This window comes from Rhodococcus sp. WY5 (assembly GCF_018588185.1).
Lineage (GTDB): Bacteria > Actinomycetota > Actinomycetes > Mycobacteriales > Mycobacteriaceae > Rhodococcus_F > Rhodococcus_F qingshengii.
The window spans coordinates 1,298,534-1,319,110 of the sequence record NZ_JAAMPR010000001.1; the positions used below are offsets into that span (position 1 = coordinate 1,298,534).

A 20,577-nucleotide genomic window follows, 5' to 3' on the forward strand; every position below is an offset into this window, starting at 1 on the left:
CTCCGCGGAGGATGTCCGGCCTTTCCGGTGTTCTGGGTACTGATCGATCAGACGGAGGTACTGGCTTCGACCAGGCCGATACGGTCGATGCGTTCGGTGCGGGTGTTGAGCCGTTCAGTCGCATCGGTAGCACTGAGCACGCTCAGCTCGTAGTGCAGTACCGCTCCGACTCGAGTGCAGAAGGCGGCGGATTCGTCCGCGGCATCGGGAAATTCGGGGATGACCCGATCGACGATGCCGCCCGCGAGCAGATCGAAGGACCTGATCCCTTGACTGGCTGCCATGTCCGGCGCGTGCGTGACGTCGTGGAACATGATCGCGCTCGCACCTTCGGGAGGTAAGGGCGAGAGCCAACCGTGGCGGGCCGCCAGCACTCGATCGGCCGGAATCAGTGCCAGGGCGCCGCCGCCCGTGCCCTGCCCGAGCAGGAGGGAAATGGTGGGGACCTCGAGTGAAATCATGTCGGCTATACACCGAGCGATCTCGCCCGCCAGTCCGCCTTCTTCGGCCTCCTTCGACAGTGCCGCGCCCGCTGTGTCGATGATCGTCACCAGCGGCAGGTCGAGTTCTGCGGCCAACCGCATACCTCGCCGAGCCTCCCGCAGAGCGCCGGGGCCGAGTGGGGAGTGAGCAGTCTGTCCGCGCCGGTCCTGTCCGAGAAGGACGCAGGGCATGTCGCCGAAGCGAACGAGCGCGAGCATGATGCCGGGATCGTTCTCGCCTTGGCCGGTTCCGTTGAGCGGGAGCATGTCCGAGGCGGAATTGAGCAACACTTCCCGTATCCCCGGTCGGTCTTCGCGTCGGGATGCGACGACGGATTCCCACGCCGACGTATCGGGTGGGCAATCGTACGAGCACGGGTCACTGGGCAATAAGTACCCACGATGCGCCCCGGTGATGATGCGCAATGCGCGTTCGACGATTTCGGCGAGCTGGTCTGGCGGCCTCACTGCATCGATGAGTCCGTGCTCGTGAAGGTTCTCCGCTGTCTGGACACCGGCGGGGAAAGGTGAGTTGTACAAGGCCTCGAACACTCGAGGGCCGAGGAATCCGACGAGGGCCCCCGGTTCCGCGATCGTCACGTGACCGAGTGATCCCCAGGACGCGAATACGCCTCCGGTGGTGGGGTTTCGGAGATAGACGATGTAGGGCAGGTGCGCTTCTTTGTGCTTGATGAGCGCCGCGGTGATCTTGACCATCTGCAAAAACGCCGTCGTCCCCTCCTGCATACGCGTTCCCCCGGACGTGGGAAGCGCAAGAAGGGGCAGCTGCTCTTGCGTGGCTCGACGGATGGCGACGACGAGGCGTTCTCCCGCCGCCACGCCGATCGAACCACCGAGAAAACCGAACTCGCAGACGATGATTGCCACACGGCGGCCTCGGACGGAGGCGCTTCCGGTCAGGACGGACTCGTCGAGCCCGGTCTTCTCCTGGGCCCGCAGAAGTGCTTCGGCGTAGTCGGAGTCGGTCGCGACGGGAATCGGAGGGGTATCCCACGATTCCCAGGTGCCGGCATCGATCACCAGGTCGAGCAAGTCGCGAGCCGTCAGGCGGTTCATCGGGTGAATCCTTGTAGCCACGACATGATTTCGTCAGTGTCTTCACCGAGAACCGGAGGTGCAGTGTGGCGGGTCTCCGTCACCTCGGTTCCGTCCGGATCGAAAAATCGTAGCGGTGGACCGGGCAGTGTGATGTTTCCGAGCGTGCTGTGGTCGACGTCGACGAGCAATCCCTGTGATCGGGTCTGCTCCCATTCGTACACTTCGGAGATCGTCCGAACCCGTCCTGCCGGTACTCCGATGCGGTCGAGTTCGGTCAGAAGCTCGTCACGCGAGTACGGCTTGAAGGTACGTTCGATCAATTCGACGACCTGGAAATGATTTTCGACGCGTTCGGCGTTTGTTGCCATACCCGGGGCGTCAGGGTCGAGGTCGAATCCTTCGCAGAATCTTCTCCACAGGCTTTCGCTGCCGACCGAGATCTGCACTGCGCCATCGCCGGTACGAAAGAGTCCGTACGGTGCGATGGAGGGATGGTGGTTGCCCTGCGCTGTGCCTACCTCGCCGGCGACGGTCCACTTCGTTCCTTGAAACGCGTGAACACCGACCACGCTGGCCAAGAGCGACGTTCGGACAACGCGGCCTTTCCCCGTCTGTTCGCGTTCCTTCAAAGCCGCGACGACACCGAACGCCCCGTACATTCCGGCGAGAAGATCGGCGATCGGAACTCCGACTCGTTGAACGTCGTCCGGACTCGAGCCGGTCAGCGACATGAGTCCGGCTTCCCCCTGGGCGATCTGGTCGTAGCCGGCGCGACCGCCTTCCGGGCCGTCGTGGCCGAAACCGCTGATGGACAGAACGATCAGTCGAGGATTGAGTTCGGCCAGCCGCTCGGTCGAGAATCCGAGTCGATCGAGAACTCCGGTGCGGAAGTTCTCCATGAGAACATCGGCGCGGCAGACGAGATCTTCGAGGGTCGCGCGCCCACTGTCGGATTTCAGATCGAGCGTGATCGACTTCTTGTTCCGGTTCGTGGACAGAAAATACGTCGATTCCCGTTGCGTGTTCGGTGGTTCCAACGTGGGCTCCACAAAAGGCGGCCCCCACCCACGGGTGTCGTCGCCGCCGTGAGGTGATTCGACCTTGATCACGTCGGCACCCAGATCGCCGAGCATCATTGCCGCGTGAGGACCCGCGAGTGCGCGCGTGAGGTCGACGACTATCACGTCGTGTAACGGACCACTACGAGCACTTGTGTTGTGAGGCTTCGAAGTCGAGTTCATGTCGCACCGCCGTGTTCTGGTGTAATTGGCTGAGCCAGTTGGTGGTTGAGGCCTCCGTAGTTCGGTCGACTCCGGTCCGCTGGACCGAGAAACCGGCCAGGGCCACTGAAGGAGGTATGTGCGGCCCGTCTTTCGAACCGTAAGCGGGCACCGGTGAACGGCACATGGGTAACCTTGCCGACGACGGGTGTCAGTGGTGGGTAAGAAGTGACGAACGCTCACCGGGCGGCGCGATTGCGGTTGCATCGAACCGTTATCGGGACGTTCTGTCAGCTCATATCGTGCGAAGTCATGACATTTCGTGCATCTTCATGACCTGCAGGGCGAGTGAGACGTTCAATCGAAGGACGGGGTCGTCGGTGAACGATCCGACGACGCTCTCCAGCTTTCCGATTCTGTAACGCAAAGTGTTGTAGTGCATGTGCAGCGCCCGGGAGGCCTCGGCGACATTACAATTGCAGTCGAGCAGGGTCTGGAGTGTCAGACGCAGGTCAGCGGCTTCGGCGTTGTCCGCCGACAAGGACTTCAGAACGTCATCGGTGAACGAACGCAGTTCGCTCTTGTCCGTCTGGAGCGAGAGGAGTCGGTGTACACCGAGTTCGTCGAAGTGTGCGATCTGCCCCGGCCCGTTGATACGTCGGCCGACGACCACGGCTGTACAGGCTTGGTCGTAGGCCGCGGGTAGATCGGCCAGGGAGTAGATCACCCGGCTCACTCCCGTGCTGAAGGATCGGCGGCCGCTGGTGCGATCGCCGGCAACCTTGCGCACCAACCCTTCGATGTCCCGAACCGCACGGTCGGTGCTGGTCGGGAAAAGCGTGACCACCTCGTGTCGAAACCCGACGGACGGCGCCGTCCGCTCGTGTGTTCGTACCACTTGTTGCCAGCCGTCGCTGAGTCGATCTTGGTCCGTGCGAGTGGAATTCGCGTGCTGGGATTCCGGGTGATCGACGTCGAGTTCTGCAACCACAACGGCAAGTGGACGAGTGACATCCCACCCCAACTGGGTGAAGTGCGCGCTCACTTCCGCAGGCGAGCCGGCTTCGCCTATCAGTGCGTCGCGGAGGAAGTCGCCGCGGAACTTGGATTCCACTGCCGCAACTGCCAGCTGTTTGGTGACGGCCAGCGCGGCAACGGTGGCCGCTCGCTCCAGCGCTTGAACGACAACTGCGCCGAGTTCGTGGGTGCCGGCGTACGCCACCATCCGGCCGTGGTCGGTGCCGCCGGCCACCACTCGGGTGAGCGCCAACTGGCCGGGAAATCCCTTGGGCGCGTTCTGTAAACCGACGGCGACCCGCTCGGTCAGGAACCGACCGGTGCTTTCGAACAACGGAAGCGCATTCAGCGCGGCTGAATCCCCGGCCTCGGTCAATACCCTTCCGTCCGGCGAGCAGATCAGAACGCTGACGTCGAAAAGCGCGGCGAATTCTGCGGCAATCTGAGGTAGATCGCCACCTTCCAAGACGATCGACGTCAACGAGCGGTGAAGTCGATCGGCAATGTCGAGTGCCGCGGACTGCTTCGCCACCAACTTGGTGAAGACCTCCGAGATCACCTCGTCGAATCCCGCGGTGACGGGAAGAACCAACAGCGGAAGCCCTCGCTGCTCTGCCATGTGCAGCATCGCCTCGGGCAGCTCGTCGAGATAACGGCCCGTTTTCACGGCAAGTGCCGCGACTCCTCGACGTGCAAGACCGTCGACGAGGTCACTGAGATCTGTGTCGTCGAGAAGCTCGCCGGTTCGCCCGTAGCGCAGCGGGAACCCGGTTGTCACCAACAACTCGTTCGGCTTCACCCAAGCGAGGATGTCCGGTACTTCCATCACGTTCACCGATTGAACGAGGTGGCGTAAGCCCCCGTGCCCGGCAAGGACTTCGGCTCCACGCAGACTGGGCAGCTCGAGGACATCCCGAACTGTGAGTCTGTAGTCGCCACCTTCTGGCAAATGTTGAAGCTCTTCGCTCGAATATTTGGCAGATCTATCCATGTCGCGAGACTACGCTCGATCACGCGACGAACATTGTCAACAGTTGACGAAAATAGCCTCTCGAAATGAGCGGTTCTCCGTATGTCTGCCAACTACCGCGGCCCGAATTGGCGATCGCCCGCGTCTCCGAGTCCAGGTATCAGGAAAGCATTTTCGTTCAGGCCGTCGTCGATGCTCGCTGTGAGGAGCCGGACCGGATGTCCGGAGTTCTTCAGTGCTTCGATCCCCTCCGGAGCCACGACGACACATATTGCAGTCACATCGGTGGCTCCGCGTGCAATGAGCAGATCGATTGTGCGGACGATGGATCCACCGGTCGCCAACATCGGATCGAGGACGTAGACGGGGGTGCTCGACAGATCAGCTGGCAGGGACTCGAGATACGGAACCGGCTGGTGTGTCTTCTCGTCTCGTGCCATTCCCACGAAACCGACGCCTGCCTGCGGAATAAGGGCACTCGCCTGTTCGACCATGCCGAGGCCCGCTCGCAAGACCGGGACCAGGAGCGGTGGATTCGCCAGCCGCACCCCCAGCGTCGGAGCAACTGGCGTCTCGATGTCGAACTGTTCCAGTTCTGCGCCGCGCATGGCCTCGTAGACCAACATATGGGTCAGTCTGCGCAAGGCGGACCGGAACGTTGCGTTGTCGCTGCGAGCGTCGCGCATGGTCGTGAGCAGCGATGCCGCCAGCGGATGGTCGACAACAGTGGTGTCCATGGTCGAATCGTAAGTGAGAACCAATGGGGCGGCGCGCAACCGGTGATTCGGAGTCGAAATAACCAATCGCGGTTTTCGTTTGGGCAAGTATTGACGATGCCGATGGGTTCGAGTCGTCATAGCGTGGTCGACACGGCAGTTCCGAACCGCTCGGCTGGACTGGGCGCCCGGAGCTGTCAAGGCCCAATTTTGCCTCCACGATTCCCTATACAAGGAGATGCCAATGCCCGAAGCAATCGAGGTCCGTAAGGTTCCGCTACACAGCGTCTCCGACGCCAGTGAGCTCGCCAAGCTGATCGACGACGGTGTCCTCGAGGCCGACCGCGTCATTGCAGTCATCGGCAAAACCGAGGGTAACGGCGGCGTCAACGACTACACGCGCATCATCGCGGACCGAGCGTTCCGAGAGGTTCTCTCCGCCAAGGGTAATCGCAGCCCCGAAGAAGTGGCGGAGGTGCCGATCGTCTGGTCCGGCGGCACGGACGGCGTGATCAGCCCGCACGCGACGATCTTCGCGACCGTACCGGCAGACAAGGTCACCAAGACCGAAGAGCCGCGACTGACCGTGGGTGTCGCCATGAGTGAGCAACTGCTGCCCGAGGACATCGGCCGTACGGCCATGATCACCAAAGTTGCTGCGGCAGTGAAAGACGCGATGGCCAATGCCGGCATCACCGATCCCGCCGACGTGCACTACGTACAGACCAAGACTCCGTTGCTGACAATTCACACCATCCGTGACGCCAAGAGCCGCGGCAAGACTGTGTGGACCGAACAGACTCATGAGTCGATGGACCTGTCCAACGGCGGAACGGCTCTGGGGATCGCGGTTGCGCTCGGCGAAATCGACATGCCGACCGACGAGGATGTCATGCACAGCCGCGAACTCTTCTCCTCTGTCGCATCCTGCTCGTCCGGCGTCGAGTTGGACCGCGCGCAGATCGTCGTCGTCGGTAACGCACGTGGCGTCGGCGGACGCTACCGGATCGGCCACAGCGTGATGAAGGATCCGCTCGACCAGGACGGCATCTGGGCGGCGATCCGTGACGCCGGACTCGAACTTCCGGAGCGGCCGCACTCGAGCGACCTGGACGGTCAACTCGTCAACGTGTTCTTGAAGTGCGAGGCCAGTCAGGACGGAACGGTCCGTGGCCGTCGTAATGCGATGCTCGATGACTCCGACGTGCACTGGCACCGCCAGATCAAGTCGTGTGTCGGCGGAGTCACGGCAGCTGTCACCGGCGATCCGGCAGTGTTCGTCTCGGTATCGGCAGCGCACCAGGGTCCCGAGGGCGGCGGCCCAGTCGCTGCCATCGTCGATCTCGGTCAGTAGTAGGCAAGAACCTCGCTGGAAACCTCGACAGTCGCGCCGCCACCGGCAATTCGTCCCCGAATCAGTTGCCGGTGTCGGCGAGTCCGCCGCGGCGTACCCCACTTCACTGCTTGAAAGGATTCACGATGGTTCATGCTGCTGACCCTGTCGACGAGAGCGTTTCCGGTGCGCCCGAGAATCGCGAACTCGTCATGGCCGATGCGGTCACGCTCAGTGGTCTGATACGCAGGCGTGAAGTGTCGTGTGTCGAGGTGATGGACAGCTTCCTCGATCAGATCGAATTACATAACCCGGCGGTGAACGCGATCGTCGCATTGCGGGATCGGGAAGCGTTGACGGCGGAGGCGCGCGAGCGTGATTCGCAGTTGGCGAGTGGGGAGTATCTCGGTTGGATGCACGGGTTTCCGCATGCGGTGAAGGATCTTTCGGCAGCCAAGGGTCTGCCGTTCACGTCCGGGTCGCCGATGTTCGCGGACCGAATCGCCGAAGATGACGAACTGTTCGTCAAGCGGATCAGGTCTGCCGGTGCCATTGTGATCGGCAAGACGAACACACCGGAGTTCGGGCTCGGATCCCAGACGTACAACCCGGTGTGGGGTACGACGGTGTCGCCGTACGACAATTCGCGCACTGCCGGCGGTAGCAGCGGTGGCGCCGCAGCGTCGTTGGCGCTCCGCATGTTGCCGGTGGCTGATGGAAGCGATTACATGGGTTCGCTCCGAAACCCGTCGGCATTCAACAACGTTGTTGGGTTTCGACCATCCTGGGGTCGGATACCGGAGACGGGATTCATCGCTCAGGGCGCCGTTGTGGGCCCGATGGGCCGAACCGTCACCGACGTGGCTCACCTGCTTTCCACGATGGCGGGGCCGGATGCTTATGCACCGTTGGGGATTCGTGAGGATCCCGCGGTATTCACCGAAAGCCTCGCACGTGATCTGAAGGGCTCTCGGATCGCATGGGTCGGTGACTGGAACGGTTACCTGGCAACCGAACCTGGAGTTCTCGAGTTGTGCGAATCCTCGTTCGAGGTCTTCGAACAGTTGGGGTGCCGCGTCGAGGCGGCGCTTCCCGACTTCAAACCCGAGGACATCTGGCAACTGTTCTTGCGGTGGCGTTGGTGGGCACAGCTCGGCTTGATCGATCAGTACAACGATCCGAGCTTGCGCGAGTTGATGAAGCCCGAACTGTTGTGGGAACTCGAGCACGCGGTCACACTGTCGGCTCTCGACGTGACCAAGGCCGCGGAGGCCCGCAACGGCTGGCTGTCGGCCATTACCAAGATGTTCGAAACCTACGACTACATTCTTGCGCCCAGTGCCCAGGTGTTTCCTTTCGACAAGAACACTCACTGGCCCGAGACCGTCGACGGCCGATCGATGGACACGTATCACCGGTGGATGGAGACGGTTGTTCCCTGGACGATGGCCGGGGTTCCGGTTGCGGGGATGCCGGTCGGCTTCGACGATCGTTCGCTTCCCATGGGTATCCAGATCATCGGTCGGCACGGAGCCGACTTGGACGTACTCCAACTCGCCTACGCATTCGAGCAGGCAACCCAGTGGGTCGAGCGGGTTCTTCCGCCCGCACTCCGCGTGAACTGACCGATCTATTTCGAACGTATCCAGTTGGGAGAGAAAGACGATGGCTTCGGCATTGTGGCACGGGTTCGCGGACATGGGCGCTGTGGAGAAGAACGGCGCGTTTGTCGTCTCACGCGGTGAGGGCGCGTACATCTGGGACCGCGAGGGCACTCGGTATCTGGATGCGACGGCGGGCCTGTGGTTCACCAATGTCGGGCACGGGCGCACCGAGATTGCGGACGCGGTAGCGGCTCAGTTGTCGAAGATCGCTCATTTCTCGAATTTCGGTGATTTTGTTCCCGAGACCACGCAGGTGTTGGCGGAGCGGTTGGCGACGATCGCGCCGGTTGCCGGGAGCAAGATCTTCTTCACCTCGGGTGGTTCGGATTCGGTGGACACTGCGGCGAAGCTCGCTCGCCGGTACTGGCACGAGGTGGGGCAGCCGGAGAAGGCGATCATCGTCGGTCGTCAGAAGGCGTATCACGGAATGCATGTTGCCGGAACGGCTCTCGCTGGTATTCCGGTGAACCGTGAGGGGTACGGCGAGCTGATGGCGGATGCGGCGACGGTCGGCTGGGATGATGCGAAGAGTCTGCTCGAGTTGATCGAGAGGGTCGGTGCGAACAAGATCGCTGCGTTCTTCGCGGAGCCGATCATCGGTGCGGGTGGGGTGTATCTGCCGCCGGAGGGGTATCTGGCGGAGGTGCGTGACATCTGCCGTGAGCACGACATTCTGTTTGTCGTCGACGACGTCGTGACCGGTTTCGGCCGGATCGGTGGTGAGTGGTTCGCGTCTACTCGTTTCGATTTGCAGCCGGACATGATGACCACGGCAAAGGGTTTGACGTCGGGTTACGTTCCGATGGGTGCGGTGTTCATCGCGCCGCGGGTGGCGGAGCCGTTCTATGCGGGTTCGTGGTGGCGTCATGGTTACACGTACGGCGGGCATGCCGGTGCTGCTGCGGCGGCGATGGCGAACCTGGACATTCTCGAGCGTGAGAATCTGCTCGCGGAGTCGAAGCGTTTGGAGGCGTCGTTGCATACGCATCTGCAGCCGTTGGCGGAGCATCCGCGGGTGGCGGAGGTTCGTAGTGGGCTCGGTGCGGTTGCTGCGGTGCAGTTGGCTGATCCGGCGGAGGCGTTGCCGTTCGTGAAGACGCTTCGTGAGCATGGTATTTCGGGTCGCGCGGCGGGTCAGGGTGCGATGCAGATTTCGCCGACGTTTGTCATGACCGATGATCAGGTCGCGGAGATGGCAGCAGGGATCCTCGCAGCCCTCGGCTAGGACTGTCGTTTTCCGTTGACAGACATCGTGTTACGGAATCATTAAGCCGAAGAAAATGTTTGGGCCCTTCGTGGCGTGGTCCTCATTTCGGTCGAAACTGCCTCCAACACTGACGATGACCCCTGCCCGCATCATCTGCCACCATTGTTGCCAATCTCGGTGAGTGGGTTCTGGCAGATTGTCATCACGTCCGAATCTCGGTCCTGCATTAGCGTTTCACTCCAGACACGGTGTTTGTGGGCTGGGGCACAAAGCATTTCGAACACCTTCCTCCTTTGCGAAAGGTCTCGTCATGCCGATCTGGACGTTGCACGGAGACGGAAAGAACATCGGAGCCGGTGAAGTGGTCGCTCCCGGCGAGCGACTCAGTTGGGCGAGAACCATCGGGTTGGGCGGCCAGCATGTCGTGTCGATGTTCGGCGCGACGTTCGTCTTCCCGATCATCATGGGCCTCAATCCTCAACTTGCCGTGATGATGTCAGGCTTTTGTACGCTCTTCTTCCTGCTGGTGGTCAAGGGGCACGTCCCCAGCTACCTCGGAACATCCGCAGCTTTTGTCGGTGGCGTTGCCGCCATTCGTGCCCAAGGTGGAACGACGGCCGAAGTGACCGGTGCGATTCTGGTGTCGGGGTTGGTTCTGGGATTCGTCGGCATCGCCATCCACTTTCTCGGCGGTGGCGTCATCAGTAAAGCGCTACCGCCGGTGGTCACCGGCGCTGTGGTGATGTTGATCGGCTTCAACCTGGCGCCCGTTGTCGCGGGGTTGTACTGGCCGCAGGATCAGTGGGTGGCACTGATCGTGATGGTTGCACTGATCGTGATGAGCGTTGCGCTACGCGGCTTCCTGGGACGTATCGCCATTCTCGTCGCGCTGGTTTTCGGCTACATCTTCTCGTGGGTCCTCGACCGGCTCTCCGGTCCGATCACGTCCGCCAGTGGTAGCGGCGCACCCACCGAGCACTTTCGTGTCAACTGGGATTCGGTGCACTCGGCGTCCTGGTGCGGGTTGCCGCCGTTCTCGGACGAAGCCAACGGGATCGTCGGTATTCATGCTCCCTCGTTCAGCCTCACGTTCATCGTTCTGGTGCTTCCCGGTGTCATCGCACTGGTCGCGGAAAACGCCGGACACGTCAAGGCGGTCGCCGAGATCACGGGCGACGATCTCGACCCGTACATCGGACGCGCCATTGCCGGTGACGGTTTTGCCACCGCCATCGCCAGCGCAGTAGGCGGCTCCCCTACGACGACTCATGCCGAGAACATCGGTGTCATGGCTGCCACGCGGGTGTACTCGACCGCCGCGTACGTGATTGCGGGTTTCATCGCGATCCTGCTCGGCTTCTCGCCCAAGTTCGGAGCAGTCATGGCGGCGACGCCCGGCGGCGTCCTGGGCGGAATTCTTGTGGTTCTGTTCGGCATGATCGGTCTGCTCGGCGCCAAGATCTGGAAAGAGAACGGCGTCGACTTCGGGAACCCGCTGAATCTGATGCCGATTGCCGCCGGTCTGATCATCGGTATCGGCGACACGGCGCTGAAGTTCAGTGACACGTTCTCGCTCGGAGGTATCGCGCTCGGCACCATCGTCGTGATCGTGATGTACCACCTCTGCCGGCTCGTGGGGTCCTGGAACCCTGAACTGAACAGGCCGAAGTCCGGGAGGCGGCCGGGCGCAACGCCGGGGGCGAATGCGTCAGATGACGAACTTGAAGAGCCCGTGGCGCAGCTCACGTGATGCCAAGTTGAATGTATGCCAGGTATGACCCGTGACCGTTGTCACATCTGCACAAAACGTGAAGTGACTCATAGAGGCAGGATTGAGTAATGAAACCGTCGCCGCTGACTTATCACCGACCGTCCTCGGTCGAGGACGCGTGCCGAATCCTCTCCGAGGTCTCTCACGAGGGGAAGGTGCTCGCCGGTGGGCAATCGCTTGTGCCGCTGCTGTCCATGCGCCTCGCCGCGCCCGCCCACATCGTCGACATCGGATCGATCCCGAACCTCGCTTCGGTGACCTCGTCCGAAGACGAAGGAGTGCGGTTCCAGGCCCTGGCCACGCACTCGGTGCTGGCGGCCGACGAAGGTGCTCGTCGAGTCCAGCCTCTGCTGAACCGTGCTCTGCAGTTGGTAGCGCACCCCACGATCCGTAACCGCGGGACGAGCGTCGGCTCCATCGTCCATGCCGATCCGTCGGCGGAGATGCCGGCAGTCCTGACGCTGCTCGGGGGCAGCGTGACCGTCCAGTCGGTGCGTGGCACCCGCGAGATCGCGTCGACGGATCTCTTCGCCGGCCCTCTCGAGTCGAGCCTGGAATCAGACGAGATCGCGGTGTCGGTGTCGGTGCCCGCCGCCGAACCCGGCGTGGGAACCGCCATCGACGAGATCGCGCGCCGTCACGGTGACTACGCACTGGTCGGTGTCGTCGCACGGATTCGCGTGGTCGACGGTCTGGTGGCCGAAGCGCACATGACGTACGTGTCCGCCGGAGAGCTGGGGCAGGTCGTGGACTACACGAACGTGCTGGCGGGGGCGTCCGCGACGGATCAGCGAGACCCGCGTTGGCGCACCCTCGGGGAATGCGCCCGCGCGCAGATAGATACCGAGGCAGACATTCACGGGACGGCGGCGTACCGCTCGCAGTTGGTGTCCGCGCTCACGGCGCGGGTCGGCTTCGCGGCGGCAACGGATGCTCTCAGTGAGAACGCAGTACTGGCAGGAAAGTGGTGACAATGTCCAAAAACGATCGCTCCATCGAGGATCAACTTGCCGAGCTGGCAGCAGATACCGGTGAGCACCATGTAGCTGTCACGTTCACGCTCAACGAGGTGACGAACACCGTCGTTCTTCCCTCCCGCACTCTGGCTTCGGATGCCATTCGTCACCACCTCCGTAAGACGGGCACGCACGTGGGTTGTGAACACGGCGTGTGTGGTGCGTGCACCGTGCTGCTCGACGGAAAGCCTGTTCGATCCTGTCTCGTCCTCGCGGCCAGCCTCGAAGGTCGATCGATCACCACCGTCGAAGGCCTCGTCGAGCCGGACGGCACTTTGCATCCGGTTCAGCAGGCGTTCAAGGATTGTCACGGTCTGCAGTGCGGATTCTGCACTCCGGGATTCGTGACGACCATCGCGGCATTTCTCGAGGAGAACCCCAACCCCACGCGGGAGGAAGCTACCGACGCGATAGCGGGAAACCTCTGCCGTTGTACGGGGTACCAGAACATCAGGGCGTCGGTTTTGCGCGCAGCCGAGATCAAGCGTGAACGGGCCGGGCAGTTCCCGCTCGGAATCGACGACGCGTCCACTCGGGAGGCGTTGGATCGCAAGGTGCGGGGAACAACGAATCCCGTCGGAGGACGGGCGGGTAAGGCATGAGTACTCCGGTCAAACCAGCAAAGCGCAACGGGGCGAAGCACCCCGCTTCCGATCATTCGACGGCCGATCATTCGGTTGCCGACGACGGCAAGTTCTTCGGTAAACCGATTCCGCGCGAGGAAGATACGCGTCTGCTCAGCGGTCAGGGGCGATACCTCGACGATCTGGGCCACAACGCGCTGATCGCGGCATTCGTCAGGTCGCCGCACGCCCATGCGCGAATCATCGACATCGACATCGATCAGGCGCTGGAAGTGCCTGGCGTACATGCCATCTACACCTACGAAGATCTCCTCGCGGACACGCCGGAAATGGCGGAGAACCTGCCACTGCTCATTCCTCATCCGGGAATCATCGCTCCGCGCAACGGGTATCCCCTCGCGAAGGACGAGGTGAAGCATGTCGGAGAAGCCATCGCCATGGTGGTCGCCGACAACCGGTACATCGCCGAGGACGCTTGCGCGAAGATCGACGTCACCTACGAGGCGCTGAAGCCTGTAGTGGGGATCGACGTCGCTCGCACCGCCGCCAACGCCGTCCACGCCGACGTTCCGGACAACGTCGCCGCTCACCTGCAGCACGGGTTCGGAGATCTGGATGCCGAACTGGCCGCCGCGCCGCACCGACTGACGCTGGATCTCGAAATCGAGCGTTCGGCTTCCATGCCGATGGAGGGCAAGGGCGTCTACGCACGTTGGGACGGTGACGAGAACACCCTCACGTTCTGGACCTCCACCCAGACGTCCACGTCCGCCCGCGCCGCAATCGCCGCGCGATTGGGGATGGCGCTGAACAAGGTTCACTGCATCGCTCCTGACGTCGGCGGCGGATTCGGCGTCAAGATCGTTCACCCGTGGCCCGAAGAAGTCATGATCACGTGGGCCGCTCGACGCCTCGGCCAGGCCGGTATCTCCTGCGAGGTGAAGTGGGTCGAGGATCGCCGTGAGCACTTCATCTCGAGCGCACACGAGCGCGGGCAGATCCAGAAGGTCGACATCGGATTCGACGACGAGGGTCGTCTGTTGGCGTTCGACTTCACGTTCTGGCACGACAACGGTGCCTACCTGCCGTACGGGATCATCGTCATGATCAACACCGCGACGCAGGTTCTCGGGCCGTACAAGCCGAAGTCGTTCCGGGTCAACGCCTATTCGCTGTACACCAACACCGTGATCGTGACCCCGTACCGCGGCGCCGGACGTCCGCAGGCCGTGTTCGCGATGGAGCGATCCATGGACGCCATCGCCAAGTACCTGAAAAAGGACAAGATCGCGGTGCGGGAGGCGAACTTCATTCGCCCCGAGGACATGCCGTACGACTTCGGCCTGATGTTCCAGGACGGACGCCCGTTGATCTACGACACGGGCGACTACCAGGCGGGCATCGACAAGCTCAAGAAGCTCATCGACTGGGACGGATTTCCCGAGTACCAGAGGAAGGCTCGTGCCGAAGGTCGGTCGGTCGGCATCGGTATCGGCGCGTACGTCGAGGGAACCGGACCCGGACCCTACGAGGGTGCACACGTCGTCGTCGAGACGTCCGGAAAGGTCAAGGCCGCAACAGGCTTGACGACGCAAGGCCAAGGCCACCAGACCGCGTTCGCCCAGATCGTCGCGGACGATCTCGGAGTCAAGGTCTCCGACGTCGAGATCGTCACGGGTGACACCCGCCGGTTCGGTTATGCCGTCGGCACTTTCGCCTCGCGTGGGGCGGTCATGTCGGGTTCGGCCTTCCATGTCGCGGCGCAGATGGTCGCGGAGAAGGCGAAGAAGATCGCCTCCGGAATCTTGGATCTGCCGGAAACCGAACTGGAACTCCGGGAAGGGCACGTGTGCAAGATCGGCACCGAAGCCGGAGTGGAGGGTACGTCCGTACCGCTGAGTGTTGTTGCCGTGCTGTCGAACCCGCTACGATATGCGTTCGACCGTGAGTCGAAGCTGGCCACCGGTTTCGCCAAGACCGACACGGACATGTCGAAGCCGCCGATTCCCGAGGGTGAGCAGCCCGGTCTGGAAGCAACCGGCTACTACTCGCCGCCCAGTTCCACCTTCGCTTCGGGAGTGCACGCGGCGATCGTCGAAACCGATCCCGTGACAGCCGAGATCACGGTCCGTCGTTACGTTGTCATCCACGACTGCGGAAACGTGATCAACCCCCGCATCGTCGAAGGTCAGGTCATGGGCGCCGTCGCGCAAGGTATCGGCGGCGCACTCTACGAGCGGATCGTCTACGACGAGCACGGGCAGATGCTCAACGCGTCGTACATGGACTTCTTGATGCCGTTCGTCACCGAGATGCCGGATTCGCTCGAGATGGATCACACCGTCACGCCGTCGGGACTCAACCCACTCGGAATGAAGGGTGCCGGTGAGGCCGGTGTGATCCCCACCAGCGCCGTCATCGCGGCTGCCATCGAGGACGCCGAAGGAATCTCGATCACGTCCATGCCCATTTCACCGTCCGAACTGTTCGAACTTCGACTCGCACACGCGGGTTCGTCATCAGAGGAGAATGCATGAGAATCGCCGGCACCGCGCAGCTGACGGCACCTCGCGAAGAGGTCTACGACAAGCTCCAGGACGGTCGTGTACTGGCCGCGACCATTCCCGGTGTGCAGTCGCTCGAGCAGCTCACGGACAATCACTACAAGCTCTCCATCATGGCGGGGGTCGCGTCGATCAAGGGCGTCTACGACGGCGAGGTTGTTCTGTCGCAACAGAATCGGCCAAATTCGTTTGTCATGACGGCTTCGGGGGCGGGTGCTCCCGGCACGGTGAAGGCGGACGTCACGGTCACCTTGACGGAGAACGAGGGTGGCACGCTGCTTTCGTATGACGCCGACGCCGTGGTCGGCGGGATGGTCGGCGGCGTCGGGCAGCGCATGATCACCGGTGTAGCCAAGAAGATGGCCGGGGTGTTCTTCAAGAGCATCGACGGCGTCATTGCCAACGGCATCCCCGAGAAGGTCACTGCCGCCGTGGCGGCGGCGGTACCGGCAGTGGCGGTCGAAGGCGCGCCGGTAGTTTCCGGAGCTGTCGCGGCACCGGCGGTTCTCCCGGCCGCTGCACCGACAGCGGGCGGCACAGATGCTCGCACGGTGATGGTCAGCGCCGTCGTCGGCGCAGCCATTGCTTTGTCAGGTGTTGCTATAGGCGGATTCCTGGCGCGTTCTGGTTGTCGCGAGTAGTTCACTCAGGTGTCAACAGCTGATTTGCGATGAGGGAAACGCCCCGAACCGACCAGGTTCGGGGCGTTTTTCACGTCCGCGTAACCCACGGGGGCGCCGGCGAAGATCCGCTCGTGATCGTGCGCCGAACCTTGGTCCCCCGATTCGGCGAATTGTGACAAAGAATCCGCTCTTCCGAACCTGTGGAATAGCTCTACACGTCAGGTACGAGCCACTTACCGGCTAGGCCGCAACCGTCGATCGGTACCAGACGAGACGAGCCAAAGATCTCAGGAGGAAGCGTGGAACCCAGGAAGATTCGGGTCGGTATCGATACCGGCGGAACGTTCACCGACATCGTGGCAGTGGACGACGAAACCGGCGCCATCGTCACCACCAAGACCCCGTCCACCCCGGCGGACCCCGCCGAGGGCTTTCTCGCCGGTATCGAGAAGGTACTCGCCAAGCTCGGTGAGAGTGGCGACTCCATCGGTGCGGTCAGCCACGGCACGACCGTAGCGACGAACAAGCTGCTCGAAGGCAAGGTCGAGAACCTCGGCTTCATCACCACTGAGGGCTACGAGCACGTTCTCGAGATCGCTCGTCAGTCGGTGCCGGACGGTTACGGCAACTCGTACTTCTGGGTCAAGCCCGAACGCATCGTCCCCGCCGATCGTGTACGCACCGTCGGTGGACGCCTTTCCTTCGACGGCAGCGAGATTCGTCCGCTCGACGAAGAGAGTGTCCGCAGCGCAGCGCAGTTCTTCAAGGACCGCGGGATCCGGACCATCGGCGTCTGCCTCATGCACTCGTACGCCGATCCGACGCACGAGGAGCGCGTACGCGACATCCTCTTCGAAGTTTTCCCCGATGCGACGGTGAGCATCTCGAGCCAGGTGCTGCGTGAGTACCGCGAATACGAGCGGTCCATCACCACACTCGTGGACGCCGCGGTCAAGCCGAACATCCGCAACTACGTGAACAACATCGCGAATCGTCTGCGTGAGTTCTCGACCACCGACGGTGAACCCCGCGACATCCCGTTCTACGTCATGAAGTCCAACGGCGGTGTCCTGTCGGCCAAAGAGGTTGTTCACCAGCCTATTACGACAGTCCTGTCGGGACCGGCCGCCGGAGCCCTCGGTGCTGCGCTGATCGCCGACGCCGCCGGCGTCGAGCAGGTGTTGACCTGTGACGGCGGCGGAACGTCGACGGATGTCACCGTCGTGGTTCGCGGCGAGCCCGCGCTGACCACCGAAGGGCGAGTGGGCAACTACCCATCGAAGATCCCGATGATCGACGTCGTGACCGTCGGCGCCGGTGGTGGGTCGATCGCGTGGATGACGCCGGAACACACCCTCCGAGTCGGCCCTCAGTCGGCCGGCGCCGATCCCGGACCGTTGTGCTACGGCAAGGGCGGCAGCGAACCGACCATCACCGACGCGCACGTCCTGCTCGGTCGCATCCCACCCCACCTGCTCGGTGGCGAGATTCCTCTCGACACGGAATTGGCACGCAAGGGCCTCGAAGAGCTTGCAACACAGCTCAGTCTGGGCTTCGAGGAGTGCGCGGTCGGCGTCCTCGAGGTCTCGGCGTGGAACCAGGCCAACGCCCTGCGTCAGATCACCGTCAAGCGTGGCCTCGACGTTCGCGACTTCACCCTCGTGACGTTCGGCGGCTCCGGCTCGCTGCTCGCCTGCCGTCTCGTCGACATCCTGGGTCTGAAAGACGTTCTCGTCCCGCTCAATCCGGGTAACGTCTCCGCGTTCGGTCTGCTGACGGTCGATGTCCGCAACGACTACGTCCAGACGCATGTCAGTCGTCACGACCGGTTGAAGGCTGAAGACCTGCAGAGCCAGTTCGACGCGCTGGCCGGCGAAGCCGAGATTGCGCTTGCCGAAGAGGGTTTCGACGAGACGCAGCGCAAGTACTCTCGTACTGCGGATCTGCGCTACCTCGGTCAGGCATTCGAGGTGCGCGTCCCGGTGGCGGAAGGTACCGTCACGGCGCAGATCATGGACGACGCGGCCGAGGCGTTCCACCAGGCGCACCGCGAACTGTACGGCTACGACTTCCGGGGAGACCCGTCGCAGCACGTGGAATGGGTCAACCTGCGCGTGAGCGGCATCGGCCCGATCAAGCGTCCGACGCTCAAGGAGATCCCCGCCGGCGCCGGCGCCGACACCGCCCGAACCGGTTCGCGGCAATCGTATTTCGACAGCTGGGTCGAAACTGCTACCTACGATCGCACACTGCTCGGTGCGGGTGACGTCATCGAAGGACCGGCCGTGATCGAGGAGTTCAGCTCGACTGTCCCGATCCATCCCGGATTCTCGGCACGTATCGACACCTTCGGGAACATTCGTATCTCGAAGTCTTCCGACTCGAACGGAGTGAAGTGATGACCGCCATTCTCGATGCTGCTGCTGCCACCGCGGCCAAGCCGTACCGACTCACCGCTACCGACGGCGCGTCACCTGACCCGATTCTGGTCGAGATCGTCGCCGGTTACCTCGCCAGCGTGGAAATGGAAGTCGAGACCTCCATTTCGCGCACCTCGCGTTCGCCGATGATCCGTGACGCTCACGACTTCCGCGCGGGTATTCACGACCGGAACCTCCGCAAGCTCACGGGCCGTTCGTATTCCGCACTGGTTCATCCGATCGCCCGGGACTTCCCGCTCGAGACGATGAAGCCGGGAGACGTGTACTTCCACAACGACGTCTACCTGTCCGAAGGTGGCATCGGCCATCTCCCCGACCTCTGCGTCACGGTGCCTGTCTTCGCCCGCGTCACTCCCGATGCCGAGCCGAAGGTTGTTGCGTTCGTTCAGGCATTCGGTCACCACGACGACATCGGCGGTTGCTGCCCCGGCTCCATGCCGTCCGGCGCCACCACGGTGTACGAAGAGGGACTGATGGTTCCGCCGATCAAACTGTGGGACCAGGGAGTTCCCAACGAGGCGGCACTGCGCATCATGACGCGTAACTCCCGTATGCCGGATGCGTTGGCAGCTGACCTCGACGCCGAGTGCTCGGCGTGCCTGATGGGTGCGCGTCGACTCACCGAATTGTTCGAGCGCTACGGCGTCGACACCGTCGAGTCGTGCTTCGACGCGATGATGGACGCGACCACCGAGACGTACCGTCGCGAGATCCTCAGCAAGATCCCGGTCGGTGAGTACACGTGGGAGGACTACGCCGAGCACGACGGCGTCGACGAACCGATGCTCCACATCCAGCGGATCACGCTCACGAAGACGCGGCCGGAGGACGAGGGCGGCGAGCGACTCATCCTGGACTTCAACGGAACCGGACCGCAGGCAAAGGGTCCGATCAACCACTGCGGTGACTACGCGGACGGAAACTTCCTCATCAAGTGGTTGGCCCCGATTCTGCGTAACCTCGCGGACACCCCGGAGCGCATGGCCGAACTGGATGTCAACGAGGGCGTCGTACCGCTGATCGAGATGAAGTTCCCCGAGAAGGGAACACTGATCACCCCGATCTTCCCCGCTCCCACCAACGCGCGCACGTTTGTCATCCTCCGTCTGCTCGGAGTGCTGGCCGGCGTCGTGGCCAAGGCTGTGGACGGCAACATGCCCGCCGATCAGGAGACCATCAGGTACACCGGTGTTTACGGTGAGGACTTCGAGGGTCACTCGTACCTCATGCGTGAGGTGCTCGGCGGAGGTTCCGGCGGACGCTACTACGCCGACGGCGAGGACACGATTCACGTCGTTCCCGATTCACGGAACCTGCCGACCGAATTCACCGAGAGCCGTTTCCCCTTCATCGTCGAAAAGCTCGGTCTGGCCATGGATTCGGGTGGAGCCGGACGCTACCGCGGCGGTCTGGGATACGAGAAGCACATCCGCATGCTCAAGGATGCTCACTTCATGTCCATCGCGGACCGTTCGATTCTCGCCTGCTGGGGAGTCAAGGGTGGCAAGGCCGGTCGGCCGTTCTCCGTCGTCCTGGATCCGGGTGGACCGAACGAGCGTGAGTTCGACGCGCTGACCGATGCCGAGCCGATCAAGGCCGGTGAGGTCGTACGGATTCGCACCACCGGTGGTGGTGGTTGGGGAGATCCCCTGGAGCGCCCGACCGAAGAGGTCTTGCGAGACATTCAGTGGCGCAAGGTTTCCGTCGAGGGCGCACGCGACGACTACGGCGTTGTCGTGATCGAGGGTGACGAGCCGTCCGTCGACGAGGCTGCTACCACGGAGTTGCGGGATCAGTTGCGCTCGGAACGCGGTGAGAACGAGCCCTTCTTCGATCGGGGTCCGGGCTACGCGCAGCTTTCGGGTGGCGCCACCTCAGCGGTCTACGACTACGTCTAGGACGGAAAACTC

General features: G+C 62.7%; 15 protein-coding genes. 10 read left to right on the forward strand and 5 right to left on the reverse strand.

Translation table 11 applies throughout. The features are described from left to right. Window positions 1-47 precede the first annotated feature (47 nt). From G4D79_RS05860 to upp, 4 genes are all read right to left on the reverse strand, one after another. A complete protein-coding gene (locus tag G4D79_RS05860) occupies window positions 48-1,559 on the reverse strand; it encodes a carboxyl transferase domain-containing protein (protein ID WP_007735211.1) in 1,512 nt (503 codons plus the stop codon). Next, on the reverse strand, window positions 1,556-2,782 hold the full coding sequence (locus tag G4D79_RS05865; RefSeq protein ID WP_007735210.1) for a CaiB/BaiF CoA-transferase family protein: 1,227 nt from the start codon (window positions 2,780-2,782) through the stop codon (window positions 1,556-1,558). The genes G4D79_RS05860 and G4D79_RS05865 overlap by 4 nt, the downstream gene beginning before the upstream one ends. Before the next feature lie 289 nt (window positions 2,783-3,071). Next, window positions 3,072-4,769 (reverse strand): PucR family transcriptional regulator, encoded by a 1,698-nt coding sequence (locus G4D79_RS05870; protein WP_003946020.1) that lies wholly within the window; start codon window positions 4,767-4,769, stop codon window positions 3,072-3,074. Window positions 4,770-4,861: 92 nt separating this feature from the next. Then, window positions 4,862-5,485, reverse strand: coding sequence for a uracil phosphoribosyltransferase (upp, locus tag G4D79_RS05875; protein ID WP_007735207.1), 624 nt, complete (start codon window positions 5,483-5,485; stop codon window positions 4,862-4,864). A 223-nt stretch (window positions 5,486-5,708) separates the two neighbouring features. Here upp and G4D79_RS05880 point away from each other — a divergent pair, with 223 nt between their 5' ends. After that, a complete protein-coding gene (locus G4D79_RS05880) occupies window positions 5,709-6,818 on the forward strand; it encodes a ring-opening amidohydrolase (protein WP_099696927.1) in 1,110 nt (369 codons plus the stop codon). Here the strand turns inward: G4D79_RS05880 and G4D79_RS05885 are convergent. After that, window positions 6,812-6,952 carry a hypothetical protein gene (locus tag G4D79_RS05885; RefSeq protein ID WP_155277953.1) on the reverse strand — a complete coding sequence of 47 codons (141 nt, stop codon included), beginning with the start codon at window positions 6,950-6,952 and terminating at the stop codon, window positions 6,812-6,814. The genes G4D79_RS05880 and G4D79_RS05885 overlap by 7 nt on opposite strands. Here G4D79_RS05885 and G4D79_RS05890 point away from each other — a divergent pair. The 9 genes from G4D79_RS05890 to G4D79_RS05930 all read left to right on the forward strand — a co-directional run bounded on the left by G4D79_RS05890 (window position 6,944) and on the right by G4D79_RS05930 (window position 20,565). Continuing rightward, window positions 6,944-8,422, forward strand: a complete 1,479-nt coding sequence (locus G4D79_RS05890; RefSeq protein WP_007735205.1) for an amidase — start codon at window positions 6,944-6,946, stop codon at window positions 8,420-8,422. The two genes, G4D79_RS05885 and G4D79_RS05890, sit on opposite strands and share 9 nt — an antisense overlap. A 40-nt stretch (window positions 8,423-8,462) precedes the next feature. Beyond that, the gene (locus tag G4D79_RS05895; RefSeq protein WP_214514226.1) at window positions 8,463-9,686 is read left to right on the forward strand and encodes an aspartate aminotransferase family protein; all 1,224 of its coding nucleotides are present in this window, start codon (window positions 8,463-8,465) and stop codon (window positions 9,684-9,686) included. A 292-nt stretch (window positions 9,687-9,978) separates the two neighbouring features. Next, window positions 9,979-11,418 (forward strand): uracil-xanthine permease family protein, encoded by a 1,440-nt coding sequence (locus G4D79_RS05900; protein ID WP_099696929.1) that lies wholly within the window; start codon window positions 9,979-9,981, stop codon window positions 11,416-11,418. Between the two features lie 89 nt (window positions 11,419-11,507). Further along, on the forward strand, window positions 11,508-12,410 hold the full coding sequence (locus tag G4D79_RS05905; protein WP_047271858.1) for a xanthine dehydrogenase family protein subunit M: 903 nt from the start codon (window positions 11,508-11,510) through the stop codon (window positions 12,408-12,410). 2 nt (window positions 12,411-12,412) lie between these two features. Continuing rightward, a complete protein-coding gene (locus G4D79_RS05910; RefSeq protein WP_099696930.1) occupies window positions 12,413-13,057 on the forward strand; it encodes a (2Fe-2S)-binding protein in 645 nt (214 codons plus the stop codon). After that, a complete protein-coding gene (gene cutA, locus G4D79_RS05915) occupies window positions 13,054-15,576 on the forward strand; it encodes an aerobic carbon-monoxide dehydrogenase large subunit (protein WP_064073493.1) in 2,523 nt (840 codons plus the stop codon). Before G4D79_RS05910 ends, cutA begins: the two co-directional genes overlap by 4 nt. Next, window positions 15,573-16,244: a carbon monoxide dehydrogenase subunit G gene (locus G4D79_RS05920; RefSeq protein WP_007735490.1), complete on the forward strand. Its 672-nt coding sequence runs from the start codon at window positions 15,573-15,575 to the stop codon at window positions 16,242-16,244. The genes cutA and G4D79_RS05920 overlap by 4 nt, the downstream gene beginning before the upstream one ends. Before the next feature lie 281 nt (window positions 16,245-16,525). Next, window positions 16,526-18,625 carry a hydantoinase/oxoprolinase family protein gene (locus G4D79_RS05925; RefSeq protein ID WP_075834993.1) on the forward strand — a complete coding sequence of 700 codons (2,100 nt, stop codon included), beginning with the start codon at window positions 16,526-16,528 and terminating at the stop codon, window positions 18,623-18,625. After that, a complete protein-coding gene (locus G4D79_RS05930; protein ID WP_065456446.1) occupies window positions 18,625-20,565 on the forward strand; it encodes a hydantoinase B/oxoprolinase family protein in 1,941 nt (646 codons plus the stop codon). Before G4D79_RS05925 ends, G4D79_RS05930 begins: the two co-directional genes overlap by 1 nt. Window positions 20,566-20,577: the final 12 nt, after the last annotated feature.

Coding starts and splice junctions, on each gene's coding strand:
- G4D79_RS05860 (WP_007735211.1), bottom strand. CDS start 1,559: ATGAACCGCCTGACGGCTCGCGACTTGCTCGACCTGGTGATCGATGCC.
- G4D79_RS05865 (WP_007735210.1), bottom strand. CDS start 2,782: ATGAACTCGACTTCGAAGCCTCACAACACAAGTGCTCGTAGTGGTCCG.
- G4D79_RS05870 (WP_003946020.1), bottom strand. CDS start 4,769: ATGGATAGATCTGCCAAATATTCGAGCGAAGAGCTTCAACATTTGCCA.
- upp (WP_007735207.1), bottom strand. CDS start 5,485: ATGGACACCACTGTTGTCGACCATCCGCTGGCGGCATCGCTGCTCACG.
- G4D79_RS05880 (WP_099696927.1), top strand. CDS start 5,709: ATGCCCGAAGCAATCGAGGTCCGTAAGGTTCCGCTACACAGCGTCTCC.
- G4D79_RS05890 (WP_007735205.1), top strand. CDS start 6,944: ATGGTTCATGCTGCTGACCCTGTCGACGAGAGCGTTTCCGGTGCGCCC.
- G4D79_RS05885 (WP_155277953.1), bottom strand. CDS start 6,952: ATGAACCATCGTGAATCCTTTCAAGCAGTGAAGTGGGGTACGCCGCGG.
- G4D79_RS05895 (WP_214514226.1), top strand. CDS start 8,463: ATGGCTTCGGCATTGTGGCACGGGTTCGCGGACATGGGCGCTGTGGAG.
- G4D79_RS05900 (WP_099696929.1), top strand. CDS start 9,979: ATGCCGATCTGGACGTTGCACGGAGACGGAAAGAACATCGGAGCCGGT.
- G4D79_RS05905 (WP_047271858.1), top strand. CDS start 11,508: ATGAAACCGTCGCCGCTGACTTATCACCGACCGTCCTCGGTCGAGGAC.
- G4D79_RS05910 (WP_099696930.1), top strand. CDS start 12,413: ATGTCCAAAAACGATCGCTCCATCGAGGATCAACTTGCCGAGCTGGCA.
- cutA (WP_064073493.1), top strand. CDS start 13,054: ATGAGTACTCCGGTCAAACCAGCAAAGCGCAACGGGGCGAAGCACCCC.
- G4D79_RS05920 (WP_007735490.1), top strand. CDS start 15,573: ATGAGAATCGCCGGCACCGCGCAGCTGACGGCACCTCGCGAAGAGGTC.
- G4D79_RS05930 (WP_065456446.1), top strand. CDS start 18,625: ATGACCGCCATTCTCGATGCTGCTGCTGCCACCGCGGCCAAGCCGTAC.